The 21,381-nt window shown below is 68.1% G+C and carries 24 protein-coding genes; 11 read left to right on the top strand and 13 right to left on the bottom strand.

Annotation, left to right across the window (positions count from 1 at the left end):
• Nucleotides 1-52: 52 nt before the first annotated feature.
• Nucleotides 53-1,222, bottom strand: coding sequence for a PLP-dependent transferase (locus MU582_04840; GenBank protein ID UPK75966.1), 1,170 nt, complete (start codon nucleotides 1,220-1,222; stop codon nucleotides 53-55).
• A gap of 59 nt (nucleotides 1,223-1,281) precedes the next feature.
• On the opposite strand from MU582_04840, the gene MU582_04835 reads away from it, so the two are divergent.
• A complete protein-coding gene (locus MU582_04835; protein UPK75965.1) occupies nucleotides 1,282-1,767 on the top strand; it encodes an Lrp/AsnC family transcriptional regulator in 486 nt (161 codons plus the stop codon).
• A gap of 6 nt (nucleotides 1,768-1,773) precedes the next feature.
• Here the strand turns inward: MU582_04835 and MU582_04830 are convergent, their stop codons facing one another.
• The 3 genes from MU582_04830 to glmS form a co-directional block, all read right to left on the bottom strand.
• On the bottom strand, nucleotides 1,774-3,216 hold the full coding sequence (locus MU582_04830; protein ID UPK75964.1) for an NAD(P)H-hydrate epimerase: 1,443 nt from the start codon (nucleotides 3,214-3,216) through the stop codon (nucleotides 1,774-1,776).
• Nucleotides 3,216-3,566, bottom strand: coding sequence for a holo-ACP synthase (locus MU582_04825; protein ID UPK75963.1), 351 nt, complete (start codon nucleotides 3,564-3,566; stop codon nucleotides 3,216-3,218). Before MU582_04825 ends, MU582_04830 begins: the two co-directional genes overlap by 1 nt.
• 118 nt (nucleotides 3,567-3,684) lie before the next feature.
• Nucleotides 3,685-5,532 (bottom strand): glutamine--fructose-6-phosphate transaminase (isomerizing), encoded by a 1,848-nt coding sequence (gene glmS, locus MU582_04820; protein ID UPK75962.1) that lies wholly within the window; start codon nucleotides 5,530-5,532, stop codon nucleotides 3,685-3,687.
• A gap of 46 nt (nucleotides 5,533-5,578) precedes the next feature.
• On the opposite strand from glmS, the gene coaA reads away from it, so the two are divergent.
• On the top strand, nucleotides 5,579-6,547 hold the full coding sequence (gene coaA / locus MU582_04815) for a type I pantothenate kinase (protein ID UPK77113.1): 969 nt from the start codon (nucleotides 5,579-5,581) through the stop codon (nucleotides 6,545-6,547).
• Nucleotides 6,548-6,565: 18 nt separating this feature from the next.
• Here the strand turns inward: coaA and MU582_04810 are convergent, their stop codons facing one another.
• On the bottom strand, nucleotides 6,566-7,330 hold the full coding sequence (locus MU582_04810) for an SDR family oxidoreductase (protein UPK75961.1): 765 nt from the start codon (nucleotides 7,328-7,330) through the stop codon (nucleotides 6,566-6,568).
• 53 nt (nucleotides 7,331-7,383) lie between these two features.
• On the opposite strand from MU582_04810, the gene MU582_04805 reads away from it, so the two are divergent.
• The gene (locus MU582_04805; protein UPK75960.1) at nucleotides 7,384-7,740 is read left to right on the top strand and encodes a MerR family transcriptional regulator; all 357 of its coding nucleotides are present in this window, start codon (nucleotides 7,384-7,386) and stop codon (nucleotides 7,738-7,740) included.
• A gap of 37 nt (nucleotides 7,741-7,777) precedes the next feature.
• Here the strand turns inward: MU582_04805 and MU582_04800 are convergent, their stop codons facing one another.
• Nucleotides 7,778-8,923, bottom strand: coding sequence for a beta-lactamase family protein (locus MU582_04800; protein UPK75959.1), 1,146 nt, complete (start codon nucleotides 8,921-8,923; stop codon nucleotides 7,778-7,780).
• Nucleotides 8,924-9,060: 137 nt separating this feature from the next.
• Here MU582_04800 and MU582_04795 point away from each other — a divergent pair, with 137 nt between their 5' ends.
• Both MU582_04795 and MU582_04790 read left to right on the top strand, forming a co-directional pair.
• Nucleotides 9,061-9,330, top strand: a complete 270-nt coding sequence (locus MU582_04795; protein UPK75958.1) for a type II toxin-antitoxin system VapB family antitoxin — start codon at nucleotides 9,061-9,063, stop codon at nucleotides 9,328-9,330.
• Complete coding sequence (locus MU582_04790) at nucleotides 9,317-9,751, top strand: PIN domain-containing protein (GenBank protein UPK75957.1); 435 nt, start codon at nucleotides 9,317-9,319, stop codon at nucleotides 9,749-9,751. The genes MU582_04795 and MU582_04790 overlap by 14 nt, the downstream gene beginning before the upstream one ends.
• 14 nt (nucleotides 9,752-9,765) lie before the next feature.
• On the opposite strand, the gene MU582_04785 is transcribed toward MU582_04790, so the two are convergent.
• Genes MU582_04785 through rplM form a run of 4 tightly spaced genes read right to left on the bottom strand, consistent with a single transcriptional unit; the run spans nucleotide 9,766 to nucleotide 12,601 of the window.
• A complete protein-coding gene (locus tag MU582_04785) occupies nucleotides 9,766-10,233 on the bottom strand; it encodes an NUDIX domain-containing protein (GenBank protein UPK75956.1) in 468 nt (155 codons plus the stop codon).
• Nucleotides 10,234-10,254: 21 nt separating this feature from the next.
• Nucleotides 10,255-11,601 carry a phosphoglucosamine mutase gene (gene glmM / locus MU582_04780; protein UPK75955.1) on the bottom strand — a complete coding sequence of 449 codons (1,347 nt, stop codon included), beginning with the start codon at nucleotides 11,599-11,601 and terminating at the stop codon, nucleotides 10,255-10,257.
• A gap of 13 nt (nucleotides 11,602-11,614) precedes the next feature.
• Entirely contained in the window at nucleotides 11,615-12,124 is a 510-nt protein-coding gene (gene rpsI / locus MU582_04775; protein ID UPK75954.1) for a 30S ribosomal protein S9, read from the bottom strand.
• 33 nt (nucleotides 12,125-12,157) lie between these two features.
• Nucleotides 12,158-12,601 (bottom strand): 50S ribosomal protein L13, encoded by a 444-nt coding sequence (rplM, locus tag MU582_04770; protein UPK75953.1) that lies wholly within the window; start codon nucleotides 12,599-12,601, stop codon nucleotides 12,158-12,160.
• 404 nt (nucleotides 12,602-13,005) lie between these two features.
• Between rplM and MU582_04765 the strand changes: the two genes are divergently transcribed.
• The 3 genes from MU582_04765 (at nucleotide 13,006) to MU582_04755 (ending at nucleotide 15,396) form a co-directional block, all read left to right on the top strand.
• Entirely contained in the window at nucleotides 13,006-14,328 is a 1,323-nt protein-coding gene (locus MU582_04765) for a citrate synthase (GenBank protein UPK75952.1), read from the top strand.
• A gap of 95 nt (nucleotides 14,329-14,423) precedes the next feature.
• On the top strand, nucleotides 14,424-14,918 hold the full coding sequence (locus tag MU582_04760) for a hypothetical protein (GenBank protein ID UPK75951.1): 495 nt from the start codon (nucleotides 14,424-14,426) through the stop codon (nucleotides 14,916-14,918).
• A gap of 1 nt (nucleotide 14,919) precedes the next feature.
• On the top strand, nucleotides 14,920-15,396 hold the full coding sequence (locus MU582_04755) for a hypothetical protein (GenBank protein UPK75950.1): 477 nt from the start codon (nucleotides 14,920-14,922) through the stop codon (nucleotides 15,394-15,396).
• Between the two features lie 23 nt (nucleotides 15,397-15,419).
• Here the strand turns inward: MU582_04755 and MU582_04750 are convergent, their stop codons facing one another.
• Complete coding sequence (locus tag MU582_04750; protein UPK77112.1) at nucleotides 15,420-16,655, bottom strand: MFS transporter; 1,236 nt, start codon at nucleotides 16,653-16,655, stop codon at nucleotides 15,420-15,422.
• The gene (locus MU582_04745; GenBank protein UPK75949.1) at nucleotides 16,636-17,250 is read right to left on the bottom strand and encodes a DsbA family protein; all 615 of its coding nucleotides are present in this window, start codon (nucleotides 17,248-17,250) and stop codon (nucleotides 16,636-16,638) included. Before MU582_04745 ends, MU582_04750 begins: the two co-directional genes overlap by 20 nt.
• A 39-nt stretch (nucleotides 17,251-17,289) precedes the next feature.
• Here MU582_04745 and MU582_04740 point away from each other — a divergent pair, with 39 nt between their 5' ends.
• From MU582_04740 to MU582_04730, 3 genes are all read left to right on the top strand, one after another.
• Entirely contained in the window at nucleotides 17,290-17,790 is a 501-nt protein-coding gene (locus tag MU582_04740; protein ID UPK75948.1) for a MarR family transcriptional regulator, read from the top strand.
• 158 nt (nucleotides 17,791-17,948) lie between these two features.
• Nucleotides 17,949-18,542, top strand: coding sequence for a GNAT family N-acetyltransferase (locus MU582_04735; GenBank protein ID UPK75947.1), 594 nt, complete (start codon nucleotides 17,949-17,951; stop codon nucleotides 18,540-18,542).
• Between the two features lie 628 nt (nucleotides 18,543-19,170).
• Nucleotides 19,171-19,611, top strand: a complete 441-nt coding sequence (locus MU582_04730) for a hypothetical protein (GenBank protein ID UPK75946.1) — start codon at nucleotides 19,171-19,173, stop codon at nucleotides 19,609-19,611.
• 30 nt (nucleotides 19,612-19,641) lie between these two features.
• On the opposite strand, the gene MU582_04725 is transcribed toward MU582_04730, so the two are convergent.
• Nucleotides 19,642-21,318: an ATP-binding cassette domain-containing protein gene (locus tag MU582_04725; protein UPK75945.1), complete on the bottom strand. Its 1,677-nt coding sequence runs from the start codon at nucleotides 21,316-21,318 to the stop codon at nucleotides 19,642-19,644.
• Nucleotides 21,319-21,381 lie beyond the last annotated feature (63 nt).

Here is a 21,381-nt window from a genome sequence, read left to right as displayed (position 1 = left end):
TTCTCTCAGGTACGCCCGCGGGCTCGCCGCGCTGCCCGCCTGACGGTCGACCTCAGGCGTTGCTGAGCGCCTTGTCGAGGTCGGACCACAGGTCGTCGACGTTCTCGAGCCCGACCGACAGGCGTACGAGACGATCGTCGAAGCCGCCCGCCTGGCGATCGGCGGGATCGACGACGCGGTGGGTCAGAGACGCGGGATGCTGGATGAGCGAGTCCACCGACCCGAGGCTCACCGCCGGGGTGATCAGGCGCACGCCCGCGACGACCGCCCGCGCGTCGCCGTTGACCTCGAAGGAGACGAGCGCGCCTCCACCATCCAGCTGGCCGTTCGGCCGGTTCCCCCGGTGGGTCGGATAGTGCACCGCCGTCACTCGCGGGTGCTGCAGAAGCCGATTCGCAATCTCTGCCGCGGAAGCCGAGGCCGCACGTACGCGCACCGGCAGCGTCGCCAGCCCGCGCAGCAGCAGGTAGCCGGCGAGTGGATGCAGGATTCCGCCGGTCAGGTGTCTGATCTGGCGGAGTCCGCCGGCCGCCTCCTCGTCGCATGCAACGACACCGCCCATCGTGTCGCCGTGTCCGCCGAGGAACTTGGTCGCGCTGTGCAGTACATACGTCGCACCATGCGCCGCGGGCCGCTGCAGGATCGGCGTTGCGAACGTGTTGTCGATCAGCAGCGGTACCTGGCCGCACACGTCTGCGAGCGCCCGGATGTCGACCTCTGCGAGGGTCGGGTTGGCCGGCGTCTCTGCGACGACCAGGCCCGTGTCCGACTCGATCAGCTCTCCGACGTCCTCGGGCGACGATGCCCAGCTGACCCGCGTGCCGAGCAGTCCCGCATCGAGCAGATGGTCGCTCGTGCCGTACAACGGTCGTACGCCCACCACATGGGGCTTCCCGGCGGCGACGGCCGCGAGCAGACAGGCGGACATCGCGGCCATCCCGGTTGCGTACGCAATGGCCGCCTGCGTGCCCTCGAGCTGCGCGAGGGCCGACTCGAAGCGGCGTACGGTCGCATTGCCGAGACGCCCGTAGACCGGCCCGCCCGGCGGTTCGGCACCCGCGACCACCGCGTCGAGGCGCTGCGCCTCCGCCTGCGAGTCACGTGCCGGATAGGTGGTGGAGAGGTCGATCGGCGCGGCGTGCAGACCGAGGTCGGCAAGGTCTTCGCGTCCGGCGTGTACGGCGCTGGTGGCGAGGTTCCGTTCGGTGGCGATGTCGTCCATGCGGCCAGCATGAACACCGTTCTGCAGACACGGGCGCGTTCCCGGTGTACGTTCGGCAGATGCCTGGATCGGTGTCTGTTGATTCGGTGGACCTCGAGATCCTGCGGCTGCTGCAGAAGGATTCCCGGATCAGTAATCGCGCACTCGCCGGCGCTGTCGGGGTCGCGCCGTCGACCTGTCTCGACCGGGTGAACCGGCTGCGTGAATCGGGTGTCATCGTGCGCCACACCCTCGAGGTCGACCCGGTCGCGCTCGGCCGGCCGCTACAGGCGTTCCTCGCCGTGCGGGTCGGCCCGCACCACCGGGCACTCGTGGACCACTTCGTCCGGCATGTGCTCGATCAGCCGCAGACCCGCGCGTTGCATCATGTTGCCGGCCCGCAGGACTACCTCATCCACGTCGCGGCCGCCGGTGTGGAGGACCTCCAGCGCCTCGTACTCGAAGGTTTCACCGCACGGTCGGAGGTGACATCGGTGCAGACGATGCTGATCTTCGAGTCATGGCACGCCGGCCCGTTGCTACCGCCGAATCCCAGCATCTCCTGAGCTTGCTCAGCCCAACGCCGCTGCGGTCGCCGCCGGGAGCGCAGCCGCCACGTCGCGGGCGGTGATGGGCCCCTCGGCCGCCCGCCGCGTCCGGAAACTATCGGTGTCGGCGGGTCGATGAGTCGCCGCGATCTGCGCCGCAGTGCCGTGCAACCAGGCTGCGACCGACCCGGCGTCGAGTGGATCCAGCCCGGCCGCCAGCAGGGAGCCGGCGAGTCCGGCGAGCACATCGCCGGCGCCGGCGGTGGCGAGCCATGACGGCCCCGCGGAGACCACTCGGGTCGGGCGTCCACGCTCGGCGATCACGGTGTGGCTGCCCTTGAGCAGTACGGTCGCGGTGAGCTCGTCGGCCGCCCGTCGCACGTACGCGAGGGGCTCAGCCTCGACAGCGGCCCGGTCGATATCGAGCATCCGGGCCAGCTCGCCCGCATGCGGCGTCAGCAGCGCCGAGGGTGCCATGCCCACCCGCCAGTGCGCGAGCGCATCGGCGTCGACCACGACCGGCACATCTTCAGCGACGGCGTCGCGCAACGCGGGCTCGGCGCGGTCCGCGGTGCCGGAGCCGACGACCCACGCCTGGACGCGGCCGCGACCGGCAACCACCTCGGGGCAACGGCCGACCACTTCGACGGCCACCGGCTCCGGCCCGCCGAACCGGACCATCCCGGCCGGACCGGCCTGTGCCCCGCGTACACACAGCTCGGCAGCACCCGCGTAGGTGCCGGACCCGGCGTCGACCCCGACGACGCCGCGGGTGTACTTGTGCGCTTCTGCTCCCGGCACCGGGTACGCCGCGCGTACCTCTGATACCTCGACGCCCTCGGCCACGGCGTCGTCGAGGTACGGGCCGAGGCCGATGTCGACGAGGTGCACCCATCCGGCCGCACGCGCCGCCGGACCGGCCAGCAGCGCGGGTTTGTACGTACCGAACGTCACCGTGAGATCTGCTGTCACATACGCCTCGGGCAGGGTGGCGCCGTCGACGTCGACTCCGCTCGGCACGTCGACGGCAACGGTGTACACGGCGGCTGCCCGGGCGGCGCCGACCAAGGAGCGGGCCGGCTCGCGGAGGCCGGGTCGCCCGCCGATACCGACGACGCCGTCGATGAGCAGGTCGGTGCTCGCCCAATCAGGCTCATTCGTGCGACGGGCACCCGCCGCGAGGGCTGCGGAGAGCCCCTCGGTGTGAACCGCCCGCGGTTGCAGGATGACCAGGTCGACAGCCGCCCCACGCGTTGCCAACCGGGCACCGGCGTAGAGCGCGTCGCCGCCGTTGTCACCGGATCCGACGAGTACGACGACGCGGCTGCCGTACACGGAGCCGAGCACCTCCGCGCAGACGGTCGCGAGTCCGGCGGCGGCGCGCTGCATCAGCGCACCTTCGGGGAGCGTCGCCATCAGCGAACCCTCCGCCGCGCGTACCGACTCCACCGAATGCGCGTACCGCATCAGCTCTCCAACACCACGACCGCCGAGGCGATCCCGCCGTCATGCGAGATGGATACGTGCGACGACTTCACCCCGAGCGCATCCGCGCGCGCCAGGACGGTGCCGCGCATCGTCAGCCTTGGCTGCCCCGACTCCTCGACGTACGTCTCGACGTCGACCCAGTGCAGGCCTGCCGGTGCGCCGAGCGCCTTCGCGAGCGCCTCCTTCGCCGCGAACCGACCGGCGAGCGAACCCGGTACGAGCTCGGCCTCCGACGGCACGAACAGCCGGGCGGCGACCGCCGGCGAACGGCGGAGCGTCTCGCAGAACCGCTCGATCTCGACCACATCGATGCCGATGCCGACGATCACGCGTCCACCTCTGCCCCGCCCACCCCGCTGGGCCGCACGTTTCGGCCCCGATTTCGGCAGATTTGGGGCGCAAACGTGCGGCCCACGGGTGTGGTGGGGGTGCGTACGGACAGCCGACTCACTCGACGGTCACCGACTTGGCGAGGTTGCGCGGCTGGTCGACGTCATGCCCGAGTCGGTGGGCCAGCTCGCAGGCGAACACCTGCAGCGGGACGGTGGCCACGAGCGGCTGCATCAGCGTGGGTACGGCCGGCAGCCGGATCAGGTGGTCGGCGTACGGCACGACATGCTCGTCACCGTCTTCGGCGAGCACGATCGTACGAGCGCCCCGCGCACGGATCTCCTGCACATTGCTGATGACCTTCTCGTTCAGCTGATCCCGACCGCGCGGCGGCACGATCACGAACACCGGAAGGTCGTCCTCGATCAGTGCGATCGGGCCGTGCTTGAGCTCACCGGCCGCGAATCCCTCGGCGTGGATGTACGCGAGCTCCTTCAGCTTCAGCGCACCCTCGAGCGCAACCGGGTAGCCCGCATGTCTGCCCAGGAACAGCACCGAACGCTTGGTGACGAGCTCACGAGCGAGCTCGCGTACCTGCTCACTGCCGTCGAGTACGCGCCGGATCGCGCCCGGAAGCTCCTCGAGCTGACGCATGATCGCGGTGATCTCGTCGCCGAACTTCGCACCGCGCACCTGCGCGAGGTAGAGCCCGAGCAGGTAGCACGCGACGACCTGGGAGAGGAACCCCTTGGTGGAGGCGACCGCGATCTCCGGCCCCGCATGCGTGTAGATGACGGCGTCGGACTCGCGCGGGATCGTCGAGCCGTTGGTGTTGCAGATCGCGAGCACATTCGCCCGTTGCGTACGCGCGTGGCGGATCGCCATCAGCGTGTCCATCGTCTCGCCCGACTGGCTGATTGCGACGACCAACGTGGATCGGTCGACGATCGGGTCGCGATAGCGGAACTCCGACGCCAACTCGACCTCGCACGGCACACGGGTCCAGTGCTCGATCGCGTACTTGGCGACGAGCCCGGCGTAGAACGCCGTGCCGCACGCGATGATGATCACCTTGTCGATGTCACGCAGCTCGCCGTCGGACAACCGCATCTCGTCGAGCTGCAGAGTGCCGTCGGCGGCGTAACGCCCGAGGAGAGTGTCGGCGACCGCCTGCGGCTGCTCGTCGATCTCCTTGAGCATGAACCAGTCGAAACCGCCCTTCTCGGCGGCCGAGGCGTCCCAGTCGACGTGGTACGTACTCGGCTCAACCGCCGCACCGTCGAAGTCGGTGACGACGATGTCGTCGGGCGTGATCGTGACCACTTGGTCCTGGCCGAGCTCGACCGCCTCGCGGGTGTAGTCGATGAACGCCGCGACATCGGAGGCGAGGAAGTTCTCACCGTCACCGCGACCCGCGACCAGCGGCGAGTTGCGGCGCGCGCCGACGACGAGTCCGGGCTGGCGACCGTCGGCGATCACCAGCGTGAATGCACCCTCGAGACGGCGCGCGACCATCCGTACGGCCTCAGGGAGGTCACCGCCGGCCGGATCGATGCACTGTGCGAGCAGATGGGCGACGGTCTCGGTGTCGGTCTCGCTCTCGAACTCCGCACCGTCGGCCTCGAGCTCGGAACGGAGCTCGGCGAAGTTCTCGATAATGCCGTTGTGCACGACCGCGAATCGACCCGAGGCGTCGAGGTGCGGATGGGCGTTGACGTCGTTCGGTGCGCCGTGGGTCGCCCAGCGGGTATGACCGATGCCCGTCGTGGCCTTGGGCAGAGGCGACTCCGCGAGCAGTTTGTCGAGGTTGGTCAGCTTGCCGGCCCGCTTACGCGACACGAGACCGTCGGGGGTGACCAGAGCGACTCCTGCAGAGTCGTAACCGCGGTATTCGAGCCTGCGCAAGCCGCCGACAACGACGTCTTGGGCCGAGCGTCCGCCCGCGTATCCGACGATTCCACACATGCCCGACAGCCTACCGACCGCACGGCGTCCGGCCGGGCACGGGACAATGGTCGCCATGGCGGACTCATCGGCGTCTCGACACGACACGTCCCCGTACGTCGAGCTGGACCGCGCGGACTGGTCCCGGCTCGCTGAGGGCACGGCTCAGCCGCTGTCGGAGAAGGAGATCGAGTCGGTACGCGGGCTCGGCGACGAGCTCGACCTCGACGAGGTACGCGAGGTGTACCTCCCGCTGACCAAACTGATCCTGATGCGGGTTCGACTCGCGTACGAGCTCCATGCGGCGACCGAGCGGTTCCTCGACCGGCCACAGCCGCAGCGCACTCCGTACCTCATCGGGATCGCCGGCTCCGTCGCCGTCGGCAAGTCGACGACCGCACGACTCGTCCGCGAGCTCCTGGCGCATACGGCGCCGAAGGCTCGGGTCGACCTGGTGACGACCGACGGGTTCCTGCTCCCGAACGCCGAGCTGCGTCGCCGCGACCTACTCGAACGCAAGGGCTTCCCCGAGTCGTACGACCGCAAGGCGCTGCTGCGCTTCGTGATGAACGTCAAGTCGGGCAACGAGGTCATCGAAGCGCCGCAGTACTCCCATCTGAAGTACGACGTGACCGATGACGTCGTCACCCTCGACCATCCAGACATCGTGATCCTCGAGGGCCTGAACGTGCTCCAGCCGGCGCGTAGCCGCGGCGACGGGCGTCCGGGCCTGGCGATCAGCGACTTCTTCGACTTCTCCATCTACGTCGACGCGAGCCACCGCGACATCCGCCAGTGGTACATCAACCGGTTCCTGCGGCTGCGCGAGACGGCGTTCCGCGACCCGGCGTCGTACTTCGTGCGCTACGCCGCACTCGACCACGACGCGGCCGTCGCACGGGCCGAGTCGCTGTGGGACACCATCAACGGTCCGAACCTGAAGGAGAACATCGCGCCGACCAGAGGGCGCGCGACCCTCGTACTCCGCAAAGACTCCGACCACTCGGTGCGCTGGGTACGCCTGCGCAAGCTGTGAGCAGCGGCGGCCGGCGTCTCAGACCAGCGCGAACCCGCCGTCGACGCCGATCACCTGGCCGGTGATCCAGGCCGCGTCCGGTCGACAGAGCGCCGCGATCATCGTCGCGACGTCGTCCGGAGAGCCGCGCCGCCCGAGCGGGACGGCATTGCGTTCGGTCTCCTTGACATCTGCGATCGCGTCCTCCGACATCCCGCTGGCGGCCAAGGCTTCGCTTTCCGTCGGGCCGGGTGCGACGGCGTTGACGCGTACGCCGTCCGGGGCGAGCTCCAGCGCCCAGCTTCTGGTCAGCTGCTCGACGGCCGCCTTGCTGGCGCCGTAGTGCCCGATGGACGGCGCCGGCTTGGCTCCGAACGTGCTCGAGACGTTGACGACGACTCCTTCCGCCTTGCGGAGGAGCGGCAGCGCCGACCGAGTGACGAAGGTCGGCGCGAGCACATTCGTCGTCCACATCTCTTCGGCCGCTACGCGATCGAACTCGTCGAGGCTGCCCGGCCGCATCAAGCCCGCGTTGTTCACGGTGACGTCGATGCGCCCGTGCCGTTCGCCGGCGACGCCGACCGCTTCGGCGGCGCCGGACTCCGTCGCGACGTCGGCGGCGAGTGCGCGTACGTGGTCGTGCGAAGCGGCCGTCTCGGATAGCGGTCCGGCGCGCCGACCGGTCACGAGCACGTCGAAGCCCGCCGTGGCCAGCGTGAGCGCGGTTGCCCGGCCAATGCCCGAGCCGCCTCCCGTCACCAGGGCCGTACGTACCGGATGCTGTCCTTCGGAATGAATCGTCATGGTGGTGACGCTAGGTACTGACACTGGTGTCAACTGCAAGTCGGAGTATCAGGATGCGGATCGGACAACTCGCCGAACGGACCGGAGCGAGTCGGCGCTCGCTGCGCTACTACGAGCAACACGAGCTCATCTCGGCCCGTCGCACCGCCGCCGGCTGGCGCGAGTACGACGAGACGGCCGTGCGACGGGTCCGCAACATCACCGCTCTGCTGGCCCGAGGGCTGACCATCGAGGGCGTCAAGGAGCTAGAGCCCTGCCTACGCCTGGGCGACCTCAACGACTGCGACGAGCCCGACCATGCCCTCGCGACGTACGCCGAGCGGCTCGAGGTGATCGACAGACGCCTCGACGACCTCGCCGACCAACGTAGGCGGCTCGCCGACTCGCTGCACGACCTGCGCCGGGGCTGACCGCCGACGTTTCACGCCGACGGTCGCCTCGGGAGACTCAGTTGTCGCAGAGCGCAGTGATCATCGTGTTCATCCGCCCCTCGATGGCACCGCCGCTCTTGCCGGCGCTGGCGTCGGCGAAGTTGAGCACGTTCATGCCGACGAACGCATGTCGCCCGTCATCGGTGGCCGCGGCAATGGTCTGGTAGCCCGGCCAGATGCCGTAGTGGCCGTACGCTTCGCCGCCGCACGGCAGCTCGAACTTGTCGACGCCGAGGCCGTAGTCCGGAGCGCTGCCCGGCAGGTCGTTCGGCGCGTGCATCTCGTCCAGCAGGCTCTGCGGCACGACCTCGCCGTCGGCGAGGGCCTGCATGAACGTCGCCGCGTCGCTGCCGGTCGAGACCATCCCGCCACCACTGAGACCCATCGACGGCTCGATCAGCTCGGTCACGTCGAGGTACGCGAACTGCTGCCCGAAGTAGCCGCGTACGTGCGGGCCCTCGATCGGCTTGTGCTGCGGCTCCGGTAGGTAGGTGTTGGTCAGGCCGAGCGGCTCGATGATCCGCGACGACAGCTCCTGACCGTACGAGCTGCCGGTGACCTTCTCGATCACCATGCCGAGGATGATGTAGTTGGTGTTCGAGTAGGCGTACTCCGTGCCGGGCTCGAACTGCGACGGCTTCGACAGGCCCCACGAGGCGACCTCGGCCAAGGTGTGTGCCTTGAACTGGTTCATCAGGTCGAGCATTCGCTCGATCTGCAGGTAGTCGGGTATGCCGCTGGTGTGCTGCAGCAGGTCGCGGACAGTGATCTTCGTACCGTCGTTCTTGCCGGCGACGACCCCCGGCAGGTACGTCTCGACCGGCTCGTCCAGCGAGACCTTTCCCTCGTCGACGAGCTGCATCACGATCGACGCGGTGAACGTCTTGGTCAGGCTGCCGACCCGGAACTTGTCGTCCGGCCCGATCGGGCGGTTCTGACCGAGCACCGCCGAGCCGCTGCTGACGGTCCAGTCGCCGTTGTCGTCACCCGCAACGACGACCGCGCCCGGGGCGGTCCATTCCCTGCGCAGACGGTCCAACGACTCCTGGGTGTCGGTGTGCGATGAGGCGGGGTCGTCGGATGCACTCGCCGCCGGCACGGCGACGGTTACGAGGGCGCTGAGCGCGATGGCGGTTCCCGCGAGGGCACGGCGGAAGGTCATGGGTTCCTTCGAGGTCGGTCGGACGGTGGAACGGCGGAGCCGAGCCTAAGGAGCAGACCATCCGCGTACGTACTGCGCGAACAGAGGCCTCGAATCGGCGCATCTTGATGCGCTCTTGATGATGATATGATGCATCCATGCGCACGACGGTGAACATCGACGAGCATCTCCTTGCCGAGGCGAAGCTGATCGCCGCGCGTTCGCACCGCACGATCGGATCCGTGCTGGAGGATGCATTGCGCAAGCTGATCAACGAGTACGAGACCCGGCAGACCGGCGAGCGCTACGAGTTGCCGCAGTTCACCTATGACCCACCGGGGCTACAGCCAGGCGTCGACCTGTACGACAAGGAGCAGTTGGCCGAGCTACTGGGCGACAATGAGCCGGGCAGCCATGTTGTTCCTTGACGTCAATGTATGCGTGCACGGCATGCGCCCCGGCGAGTCCGAGGCAGCCGGCAAACTGCACAGTTGGTTGACCGACCGCATCAACGGAACCGAGCCGGTCGGGGTCAGTGAGTTCGTCCTCTCCGCGGCCACGCGGATCACGACGCAGCACCGCGTCTTCCGCACCCCGTCAAGTCCCGAAGACTGCATCGCATTCGGAACCGCGCTGTTGAATGCGCCCGCGGTGCGGGCAGTGCGACCGAGCGGTCGACATTGGTCGATCTTCGGCGATTTCGTCACCTCACTACGCCTGCGCGGCAACGACGTGCCCGACGCGTACCTCGCCGCGTTGGCGATGGAGCACGACGCAACCATGGTCACGCTCGATCGCGGGTTCGCACGCTTCACCGGCCTTCGTACGCTCAACCCGCTCGCTGGCTGACTCGCCGGCCGAGGTCAGCGTACGAACTGCGCGTCGAGGCGGTCCTCCAACGCGGCCTCGATCCGAGCGCGATGCTCGTCGCGCAGCTCCGGTAGGGCGTCGGTTTCGAACCACCCGACCTCGAGCGACTCGTCATCGCCCACCCGCGCCTCGCCACCGACGTAGCTGCACCGGAACGTCAGATCGAGGTACGCCGCCAGGTCTCCGTTGGCATGCGCCCGTAACGGCGAAACCCCGGTTCTTGCCAGGCGGTCGGCCTCGGCGACGACGCAGGTCTCCTCGAGCACCTCGCGTACGGCCGCCCGCGCCGGCTCCTCCTCGGGATCCACGATGCCCGTCACGGGTGCCCATTCGCCATTGTCGGAGCGGCGCACGAGCAGCACCCGCGGCCCGTCGACGACGACCGCCGTGACGCCGGGCAACCACAACGGGGCGTGCCCGATCTGCTCGCGCAGCTCGAGAATGAAGTCGGGTGTCGGCATGGCCGTCACCGTATCGGGTCGCTACAGCGCCAGCGTCTCTCGTACGACTCCGGCGAGCTGGTCGGCAACGCCTTCGGCCGCCTCCCTCGAGGTGGCCTCCACCATCACGCGTACGACCGGCTCGGTGCCCGACGGCCGCAGCAGCACCCGGCCGGTCGTGCCGAGCTGCTCCTCGGCGGCCGCGACGGCGGCGACGAGCCTCGGCTCGACGTCGGTACGTGTCTTGTCGACACCGTCGACGTTGACGAGCACCTGCGGCAGACGAGTCATCACGGAGGCGAGATCGGCGAGCGATCGGCCGGTGCGAGCCATCCGCGCAGCGACCTGCAGCGAGGTGAGGACCCCGTCACCGGTCGTCGCGTGATCGCTCATGATCACGTGTCCGGACTGCTCGCCACCGAGGTTGAACCCGCGCGAACGCATCGACTCCAGGATGTAGCGGTCGCCGACCGCGGTCTGGACCACCTCGATGCCACTACGTTGCATCGCCTGGACGAACCCGAGGTTGGTCATCACCGTACCGACGACCGTTTCGTCGACAAGCTCGCCCGCATCGTGCATCGCGAGCGCGAGCACGGCCAGGATCTGGTCGCCGTCGACGAGGTTGCCGTCGGCGTCGACGGCAAGGCATCGGTCGGCGTCGCCGTCGAAGGCGAACCCGGCCGAGGCACCGTGCTCGACGACCGCCTCGAGCAGCGACTCCATATGGGTCGAGCCGCATCCGTCGTTGATGTTGATGCCGTTGGGCGCCGCGTTGATGGCGACGACGTCTGCCCCGAGCGTCCGGAGCACCTCGGGCGCCACCTGGCTCGCCGCACCGTTCGCACAGTCGACCACGAGTTTGAGCCCGTCGAGTGACGTCTCGACCGTACCGACCAGATGCCGGGCGTACGTCGCGCGGGCGGTGTCGCTGAGCCCGACTCGGCCGACGCGCGCGCCGGTGGGGCGATCCCACGGCTCGCGCAGTCGACGCTCGATCGCGTCCTCGACGGAGTCGTCGAGCTTATGGCCGCCACGAGTGAGGAACTTGATGCCGTTATCGGGCATCGGATTGTGGCTGGCCGAGATCATCACACCGATATCGGCCTCGAGCGCCGCCGTGAGGTACGCGACGCCCGGTGTGGGCAGAATGCCGATGCGATGAACGTCGACGCCGGCCGAGGCAAGACCGGCGACGACGGCGGACTCGAGGAACTCACCGGAGGCGCGTGAGTCGGTGCCCACGACCGCAACCGGACGCTGGTCGGCGAAGGCGCCGGCCTCACCGAGCACGTGCGCCGCGGCTACTGCGAGGTCGACCGCCACCTCGGCGGTCAGATCGCGGTTCGCGACCCCTCGTACTCCATCGGTGCCGAACAACCGGCCCACGATGCCCCGGGGATCAGCGCTTGCTGTACTGAGGCGCCTTACGCGCCTTCTTCAGACCGGCCTTCTTGCGTTCCTTGACCCGGGCGTCACGGGTCAGCAGGCCGGCCTTCTTCAACGTCGGGCGGTTGGCCTCGGCGTCGACGGCGTTCAGCGCACGTGCGACACCGAGCCGGAGGGCACCGGCCTGACCGGTCATGCCGCCGCCGCTGACGCGGGCGATGACATCGAACCGGTCGGCGAGCTCGGCGAGCACGAACGGCTCGTTCACGATCTGCTGGTGCAGCTTGTTCGGGAAGTATCCGTCCAGCTCACGACCGTTGACCGACCACTTGCCGCTGCCGGGAACGATCCGAACGCGGGCGATGGCCTGCTTGCGTCGACCTGTCGCCGCGGCCGGGGCGATCGTCGCGGGGCGCAGGGGCGCATCCGCCGACGGCGCGCTTTCGGAGCTGTACGCAACACCGCGCTCGTCGGTCGTGAACTCGGCCTCGGTCTCGTCGGTCTGCGTTGTCGTGTCTGCCACGGGGTTCCTCACTCGGGCTTACGGTTCGGTGCTCTACTGAGCGATCTGGGTGATCTCGTACGGCTGCGGCTGCTGGGCCTTGTGCGGGTGGTCCGGACCCGCGTAGACCTTCAGCTTGCTCATCAGGGAGCGGCCGAGACGGTTCTTCGGGAGCATGCCCCACACCGCCTTCTCGACGACCTTGCGGGGGTCCTTCTCGAGCAGGTCTCCGTACGAGGCGGACTTCAGCCCGCCCGGGAAGCCACTGTGCCGGTACGACATCTTGTCGGCGCGCTTGTTGCCCGAAAGAGCGACCTTGTCCGCGTTCACGATGACGACGAAGTCGCCGGTGTCGAGATGCGGAGCGAACGTCGGCTTGTGCTTGCCGCGCAGCAGCGTCGCGGCCTGGACGGCGAGCTTGCCGAGCACGACGTCTTCGGCGTCGATGACGCGCCACTCACGCTGGACGTCGCCAGGCTTCGGGCTGTACGTAGGCACGTGGTTGACCTTCGTTTCGAGTCGATGAGTCTGTCAGGCCGCCGTGAGCGCATCGGTCATCGACCGGGTTGCCGCAGGCGGGGTTTCGTCGGCGCCAGGCCACCTTGGACGACCTAGGCACAACGACCACTCAGAATACCTCCCGACCGCATAGGCGGTCAAAACGGGGGTTGGCCCGGCAAGCGCTCGGGCACGACCCTGCTCGGGACGCCGATCCCGGCCTCCCACCCGGCCCCGCGCGCGTACGCACCCGGCATCGTCTCACCATCCGAGCGGGTTTAGGTTGGACCCCACTAAAGAATCTATGACGCAGACGTCCTGAGCTGGGTTACGCAACCGCGAACTTGTCGGTCGGGGCGTTCCGGCCTGCGACCGCGGGCCCCGAGACCCCAAGGAGAGCCGTCGTGTCGAATGACACTGCCTCCGCTGGCAACTCTGCCGGCTCCTCGCTGACCGTCCGCGACAACAGGACGGGCACGGAGTACGAAATCCCCATCACCGAAGGCGCCATCCGGGCATCCGACCTCGGCAAGATCAAGGCCGACGACGACGAGCCCGGAGTAGCCGTCTATGACCCCGGCTTCACCAACACCGCTTCCTGTCGCAGCTCGGTGACCTACATCGACGGTGACAAGGGCATCCTCGAGTACCGCGGCTATCCGATCGAGCAGTTGGCCGAGCACTCCGACTTCCTCGAGGTCGCGTACCTCCTCATCCACGGCGAGCTGCCGTCCAAGAGCGAGTACGAGACGTGGCAGCACGAAATCACGTTCCACACCTTCGTGCACGAGAACGTCAAGGACCTCATGCAGGCCTTCCGCTACGACGCACACCCGATGGGCATGCTGCTCTCGGGCGTCAGCGCGTTGTCGACGTTCTATCCCGAGGCGCGCAACATCTTCGACGCCGAGGCGCGGCACCTGCAGATCGTGCGCATGATCGCCAAGATGCCCACTCTCGGGGCGTGGGCATTCCGGCATGCGCAGGGCAAGCCGTACATCTACCCGGACAACGAGCTCGGCTACGCCGAGAACTTCCTCGCGATGCTGTTCAAGATGAGCGAGCCGAAGTTCGCGGCCGACGAGCGCCTCGTCAAGGCACTCGAAGTGCTGTTCATCCTGCACGCCGATCATGAGCAGAACTGCTCGGCCAACGCCGTACGCTCGATCGGCTCCAGCCAGGTCGACCCGTACTCCGCGGTCTCCGGCGGTATCGCAGCGCTCTACGGCCCGCTGCACGGCGGCGCCAACGAGGCGGTGCTGCGCATGTTGCGCCGCATCGGCAGCAAGGAGAAGGTCCCCGAGTTCATCGAAGGCGTTAAGGAGGGCAAGGAGCGCCTGATGGGCTTCGGCCACCGCGTCTACAAGAACTACGACCCGCGAGCCAAGATCATCAAGAAGGCCTGCGACGACGTGTTCGAGGTGACCGGTGTCAACCCGTTGCTGGAGATCGCACTCGAGCTGGAGAAGATCGCGCTCGAAGACGAGTACTTCGTCTCCCGCAAGCTCTACCCCAACGTCGACTTCTACTCGGGGCTGATCTACGAGGCGCTGCAGTTCCCGCCCGAGATGTTCACCGTGCTGTTCGCGATCCCGCGTACGGCCGGGTGGCTGGCGCAGTGGCTCGAGCTGGTCGACGACAAGGACCAGAAGATCGCCCGACCGAAGCAGATCTACACCGGCGACCGTACGCTCGACTTCACCCCGCGCGGCCAGCGCTGGGCATGAGCTGAGACGTTCGCTCCTCAACTGGCGGGTTCTTCGTGGTGTCGCAGTGGCGGGCACCACGGGAATCCGCCAGACTTGTCTCGAGGGGTGAGCAGATGATCGCGTGGAGTACATCCGACGGCATCAGATCCGTGGTCCGCGACGGAGCGGCGATCGCCACCCTGCGCGATGCGGCGCAGCGCGACGACGCGTACGTCGACATCGCGGGCACGCAATGGTTGTTCTTCGCCGCCCGCGGCGGGCTCTGGGCCGAGCGCACCGGTGCCGAGAAGCCGGCCGCACACGCGACCCGCGCCGATCGCTCGACCTGGCGGGTGCAGACCGAGCGGCTCGCGTACGAGGTTGTGCGCAGTGGCCGGAATCGTTACGTCGTACGCCGTGCGGGTAGTGAGATCGGCAGCGGGTCCGGCGGTCGACGAGCATCGCTCGACCTCTCGGTCTCGGTCCCGGTCGAGCACGAGGTGTTCCTGTTCTGGCTGATCGGCGCTAAACATCGCGGCGCCAAGAGCCCGGGCGCCGGTGGATCGACGATGGGTCCGAGCCCGTCGGCCGGCACCGCACACAGCGGCGGCTACGTCGGAGGCATGTGACGTGGACGCACTCGTCTGGGGCCGCAAACGCGGCGGCTCCGTACCAGTCCTGCGTGACGACGCCGTTGTCGCATCCATCTGGCCGAGCCACCTGCGTGAGCGCGCCGAAGCCGAGGTCGATGCACGGCACTGGTCGTACGCCAGGCGCAGTCGCGCTCTGCGCGCCACGCTCACTCCCGAGCCCGAACCTCGGATGGTCGCGACCCGCCCGTCGATGATGCGCCAGGCATGGGACATCCGGACTGACCGCGCGACGTACCGCATCGAACCGATGGGCATGTTTCAGTCCGGCTACCGGGTCCTGCGCGACGGCGCACAGGTCGGTACCAGCGCCAGAGCGGGTTTCTGGAGCAGTCGGCCGACGCTCGAGGTCGACTCGTCCGTTTCCGCCGACGAACAGGTCTTCCTGCTGTGGGTCGCTTACATCATGCGCCGTCGAGGCGGCGCCGCCGCATCGTCAGCGGGCGCCGCCTCGTAGAACTGCGCTGCTAAGCGGCCGCGCTAAGCCTCGATCGGCCGGCGAGACGTCTCGGCTGTGCGCGTACGCCGACCCCAGGCAACGACCGGAGTCAACGCGAACGACGCCGCAACGAACGCACCGCCGAGCACGAGCCATCCGGGACCGGACCAGTCGAGTACGACCGAGGTGAGTACGACTGGTCCGATCGCCCGCGCGACGGGTACGCCGACGCTGTACAAGCCCTGCCATTCACCCGGTCGTTGCGGGTCGGCCAGTGCGAAGCCGATCTCCCAGGAGCCGGCGGCGAGGTGCACCTCGGCGAGAACCTGTAGCGCGACCGCGGCGAGCAGCACGACCGATGCGATCAGTGGCGACGCCGGCGCCGACGCGAGCCAGAAGACCACGCACGCAGCGAGCAGGAGCAACCCGGCGCGCCGTACGCTCGCGGCCGCGCCGACCAGACCGGTCACGCGCCGCGCTGCCGGAATCTGAAGCGCGAGTACGCCCAGCGTGTTCGCGGCGAACAGGATCGCGATCATCCAGCGGGGAGCATCGGTGCTGTGCGCGATGTAGAGAGGAAGCGCAACGCCCAACAACGGCATGTACAGGTACATCACCGCATTGAGGCCCGCCGCCGCGAGGTACGGACGATCGCGCATCACCGCGAAACTGATGCCGCTCCGTCGCGTGAGCGGCGACGGGCCGACGGTCGCCAGCTGGAGCAGCAGCACCGCACTGACCGTGAAGGCCAACGCGTCGAGCGCAAACACCGCGACGTACGCCCAGCGCGCTTCCGCGTGGAGCGCGAGCCCACCGACACCGGCACCGGCCGCTATGCCGCCGTTGACGATCGCCTGAAGTCGTGCCCGTACGACGACGCGCTCGGTGGGCGGCACCAGACGGACGAGCAGCGCCTGGCGTACGGCCGATGCGCCGCTCTGCGCGATCGCGTACACGGTCAGGGAGGCTACGAAGGCGGCGGTCGACGGAGCCAGCACGAACGCTGCGAGCGCGGCGGAGGTCACCAGCGACAGTCCGACAGCGGCGCCGCGCAGGCCGTATCGGTCGCCGATTCGACCGATCATCGGCGTCAGCAGGAACCCGCAGGTCCAGGCGAACGTCAGCGCGCCACCGATCTGCGTGGCAGTCAGGCCGAGTACATTCGCGAAGAACAGTGCCGATGTGACGTAGAAACTGCCGTCGCCGACCGCGCTCGCAAGTTGCGAGCGGACCAGCGTACGGACTCCCGCGTCCGCCTCAGGCGACCGCGAGTGCATTGTCGTCACGCTTCCGCCTGAGCTCGCTGAAATGCGGCGCCGCGAGGAGCGTGCGCAGCCCGTCGAAGATCTCGACTGCAGCTGCGCCACGCGGGATGCCGGTGAGCACCGGCCCGAAGAACGCGTGCCCGTCGAGTACGAGCAGGGGCGTGCCGGTCTCCTCCCCCGCGACAGCCTGCCCCTGCGCATGACTGGTGCGCAGCGCGTCGTCGTACGAGAGGTCATTCACCGCCGCGGCCAGCTCGGCCGGAAGTCCCGCGTCCGCCAATGCGGCGGCCGCGACCTCATCGACCTGCCGGTTGCGCTCGATATGCCAACGGCGGCCGAACGCCGTATAGAGGCCACCGAGTGCGTCGGCACCGCAGCGTTGTTCGGCTGCGATGAACATCCGCGCCGGTCCCCACGCTCGGTCGTTGAACTCGCGGTACCAAGGCTCCAGCTCCCTGCCCTCGTTGAGCACCGAGATGCTCATGACCCGAAGCGTCACCTCGAGCGGGCGTACGGCCGCCACCTCGAGCAACCAGCGCGAGGTGATCCACGCGAACGGGCAGGACGGGTCGAAGTAGAGCGTCGCTCGAAGCAATCTATCTTCCATGGAAGATAACTTAGTTTCCATGGAAGCTATAGTCAAGGCGTGGATGACGACGCCGTTGGACAGATCACCGAGCGGTGGCGAGCCATTCGCCCCGACCTCGACCCCGACCCGATGCTCGTGATCGGTCGAATCAGCAGATTGGCCGGTTCGATCGACGCGCTACTTCGGCCGCCGTTTGCCGCCGCGAAGCTGGGCAACGGCGACTTCGACGTGCTCGCCGCGCTGCGCCGGGCCGATGACGCGCACACGCTGACGCCCGGCGAGCTCAGCCGCGCAATGCTGGTCACGACCGGCGCCGTGACCAAACGGGTCGACCGCCTCGAACGCCGCGGGCTCGTGGTGCGCGCCATCGCGGAGGGTGATGCCCGGGGACGCAGGATCTCCTTGACCCGCGATGGCGCCGAGCTCGTAGACCGCCTCATGGAGGAGCACCTCGATCGCCAGCGAGCACTCCTCGACGGCCTCACAGCCAACCAGCGCGCGCAGCTCGCGAACCTCCTCGGCCGACTGTCCGTCACCGTGGAGCAGCTCGACGCTTGATCGTGCACCCGAGCCGGCAACGACGAGGTACGAGGCCGCGCCCGGATTCTTCTTCGGGTGAGCCGCGGGCACGGGCCCTACTGGCGGAAACCCCATGCACCGGGCGTACGCTGCGAGAACCACGGGGAGCGTGTATACGACCTCGGGGAGGCAGCCTGATGTACGAGCTGGTCGCTGCGGATGCGTTGGCCGCCGACCAGAGCGCGTCCCTGCGGGCGATCTACGAACGCGGCTACACCGCCGCCGAGCGCGCCCCGTGGCATCGCGTGAGTCTCGACCATCCGAACAACGAGACCCTCGCCCTGATGCGCGACGACGTTCCAGTCGGCTTCGCCTCTACCCATCCGCTCTCCGACACGGGGCGAATCCTGCTCCGCTACCCCGTGATCGACGGCGACCTGCGTGGCCGCGGTCTCGGCGCGCTGCTGTGGCAGCGGGTGACCGAGCTCGCATCGCAGCGTGGTTTCGCCCAGCTTGTATGGGATGTCGCCCCCAACGACGATGAGCCGGCAACCGAGCACGAAGAACAAGACTCCCAGCTCCGCCGGATCGGGTTCTTCGAACGCCTCGGCGGTTCGCTGCTCCCGATCGGCGAGTACGCGAGCCCGGCCGGCGCCGGCACCCACTGGGTACCGATGCGGCTGCTGGCCACCTCACTGGACGGCTCCGCGCTCGCAACCGACCCGTGGACGTTGCGACGCGTCGCGCTCGAGGTCTGCGCCTACCGCTACCAACTCGGGGTACGCGTGTAGCCGGGCTTCTGCGGGGTCGGTGGGTGGTGGTTTACCAAGTAGACATGGTGAAGCACCGCTTTGCATGGCAGGGACACCGTGCAAAGTGACAGGTTGCCGTGCCCGCTGGTACGTACGTGGCCACGGTGGCAGGAGTCCACTCACTCGGGGTCGCGCGCGCCGACCGTCGTTGCGGTCTGCCTTGGGACCACGGCAAATGGTCACTGCCCGAGGGACACTTCCCGTGGACAGCGACAACCGCCCTTGGGAGGCACCGACTTTACCCCGAACCCACCCTAAAGTGGTGGCAAGCCGCCAAGCAACCTGAGCCGAAGTGGCGGGTCCGCGCGTCGCCGCGTCTTTTGCCCAACCGAAGGCAGCGGGGGTGTCGACAGCGCGCCGGAATCGGGCAGGCGAGTTGTCGTACCGACGAAGTAGGAAAAGTCGACAGCGAAGCCGAGCCAGGCAGGCGGGTGGTCGCACCGAAGAATCGGGAACGTCGACAGCGCACCGGAATCAGGCAGGCGGGTGGTCGAACCGAAAAGGTACGAAACGCCCCCGACACACCGCAGTGTCGGTATGCACAGGCGTACGCAGCCCGACTGTGGACGGCGGCGCCGATCCGTTCGCGCCGCGGCAGGCTGTCGGTATGGACGAAACGACACCACATCCGATGCCCGACGACATTCCGGCGATCCTGACACCACTCGACCTGCATACCTGCTGGACCATGCTCATGGGCGAGCTCGGTTTCGCCGAACGCAAGCTCTGGATCATCTTCATCGAGCCCGACGGACTCGTCGTCCCGCACATCGTCCAGATCGCCGATCTACCCGCATACCCGTCGGCGCCCAATCTCGACTCGTTGATGGAGCTGTGCGCGCGGCAGCTGGAGTACCTTCGCGACGACGGCATCGCGATGTTGCTCTCCCGCCCCGGACCAGACGTACTCACCGACTCCGATCGTGGGTGGGCGGCAGGCATCGCGACGACCGCGCGCGAGCACGGCGTACGTGTGTACCCGACGCACCTCGCCAACGACGAGGCAGTACGCGTGTTCGCGCCGGATGATCTGATCGGTGCGGCGTAGCTGAGTGATGACCCACCGCGCCACCTCGGGTCAGCGTGCGCGCTCCACCCGCGCCTCGTCCCACACCGGCTCGTCGCTCTCATACACCGAGCCATCGGCACCGAAGACGAGATAACGGTCGAATCCGCGAGCGAACCAGCGGTCGTGGGTCACTGCGAGGACAGTCCCGTCGAACTGGTCGAGCCCCTCCTCGAGCGCCTCGGCGGACTGTACGTCGAGGTTGTCGGTCGGCTCGTCGAGCAACAGCAGGGTGGCTCCGGACAACTCCAACAACAGGATCTGGAACCTCGCCTGCTGTCCTCCAGAAAGCGCCTCGAACCGCTGCTCGGCAGCCACCGCCAGCTCGTAACGGTCCAGCTTCCGAGAAGCTAACTCGCGCCCCATTCCGTCGCGATGCGCATCGCCACGATGCAGGATCTCCAGCAGCGTCCGTCCGACCAGCTCGGGGTGAGTATGGGTCTGCACGAACCACCCCGGTCGTACGCGCGCGCCGAGCCGCGCGCGACCGGAGTGGCGTACGGGCTCGATCGTCACGTCGCCGACCGGGCGGTGCTCGACATCCGGATCCGACCCGCCGGCCGCGAGCAGCCGCAGGAAATGCGACTTGCCGGAGCCGTTGGAGCCGAGAACGGCGACCCGCTCGCCGTACCAGACCTCGAGGTCGAACGCCTTCATCAGGCCGGTCAGCTCGAGGTCCTCGCAGACCACGGCACGCTTTCCGGTACGCCCACCCTGCAGCCGCATCGACACCTGTTGCTCACGCGGAATCGCCTCCGGCGGGCCCGCCTCCTCGAACTTGCGAAGGCGGGTCTGCGCGGCCTGGTAGCGCGCCGCCATATCCGAGTTGTACGCGGCCTTCTGCTTGTACATCAGCACCAGCTCGCGCAGTTTCGCGTGCTGTTCGTCCCACCGACGTCGCAGCTCTTCGAGCCGCTCGAAGCGGGCGGCACGCGCGTCGTGGTACGTACCGAACCCGCCCGGGTGGACCCACAGGCTGTTGCCCGCAGCACTCAGCTCGATCGTGGCCACCCGCGTCGCCGTGTTGTTCAACAGCTCGCGGTCGTGGCTTATGTACAAGACGGTCTTGGCCGACGCGTTGATCCGCTGCTCCAGCCACCGCTTGCCGGGTACGTCCAGGAAGTTGTCGGGCTCGTCGAGCAGCAGCACTTCGTCGGGTCCGCGCAACAGCGCCTCGAGCACCAGTCGCTTCTGCTCCCCTCCCGACAACGTGGTCAACGACCGCCACTTCGCCCGGTCGTACGAAATGCCGAGCGCCTCCGTGCAACAGGTGTCCCACAGCACCTCGATGTCGTACCCGCCGGCGTCGGTGAACTCGGCCAGCGCTGAGGCGTACCGCAGCTGAGTGCGTTCGTCATCGCGCTCCATCAGCTCCAGCTCGATCGCGTCGACGGCTGCCGTCGCCTCTCGCACTCGCGGCGGCGACACCGAGAGCAGCAGATCACGTACCGTCTCACTGCCGCGGCCGACCATCTGGCGCATGACGCCGAGCCCGCCAGTTCTCGTCACTGCCCCGGCATGCGGTGTCAGCTCACCGATGACGATGCGCAGCAGCGTTGTCTTACCGGCTCCGTTCGCCCCGACGAGCGCGATCTTCGCGCCGTCTCCGACACGCAACGACACGTCGTCGAGCAACACCCGCCCATCGGGCAGCTCATAGCGGATTCCGGCCAGGTCGATATGTCCCACGGACAACAAGTCTCGGTTATCCGCTGGCCGGTCGCGAATGGTTTCTGCCAGAGCGATACGACC

This window comes from Nocardioidaceae bacterium SCSIO 66511, from assembly GCA_023100825.1.
Taxonomy (GTDB): domain Bacteria; phylum Actinomycetota; class Actinomycetes; order Propionibacteriales; family Nocardioidaceae; genus Solicola.
The sequence above is the reverse complement of the archived record's forward strand: the minus strand, read 5'-3'. Positions and strand labels throughout refer to the sequence as shown.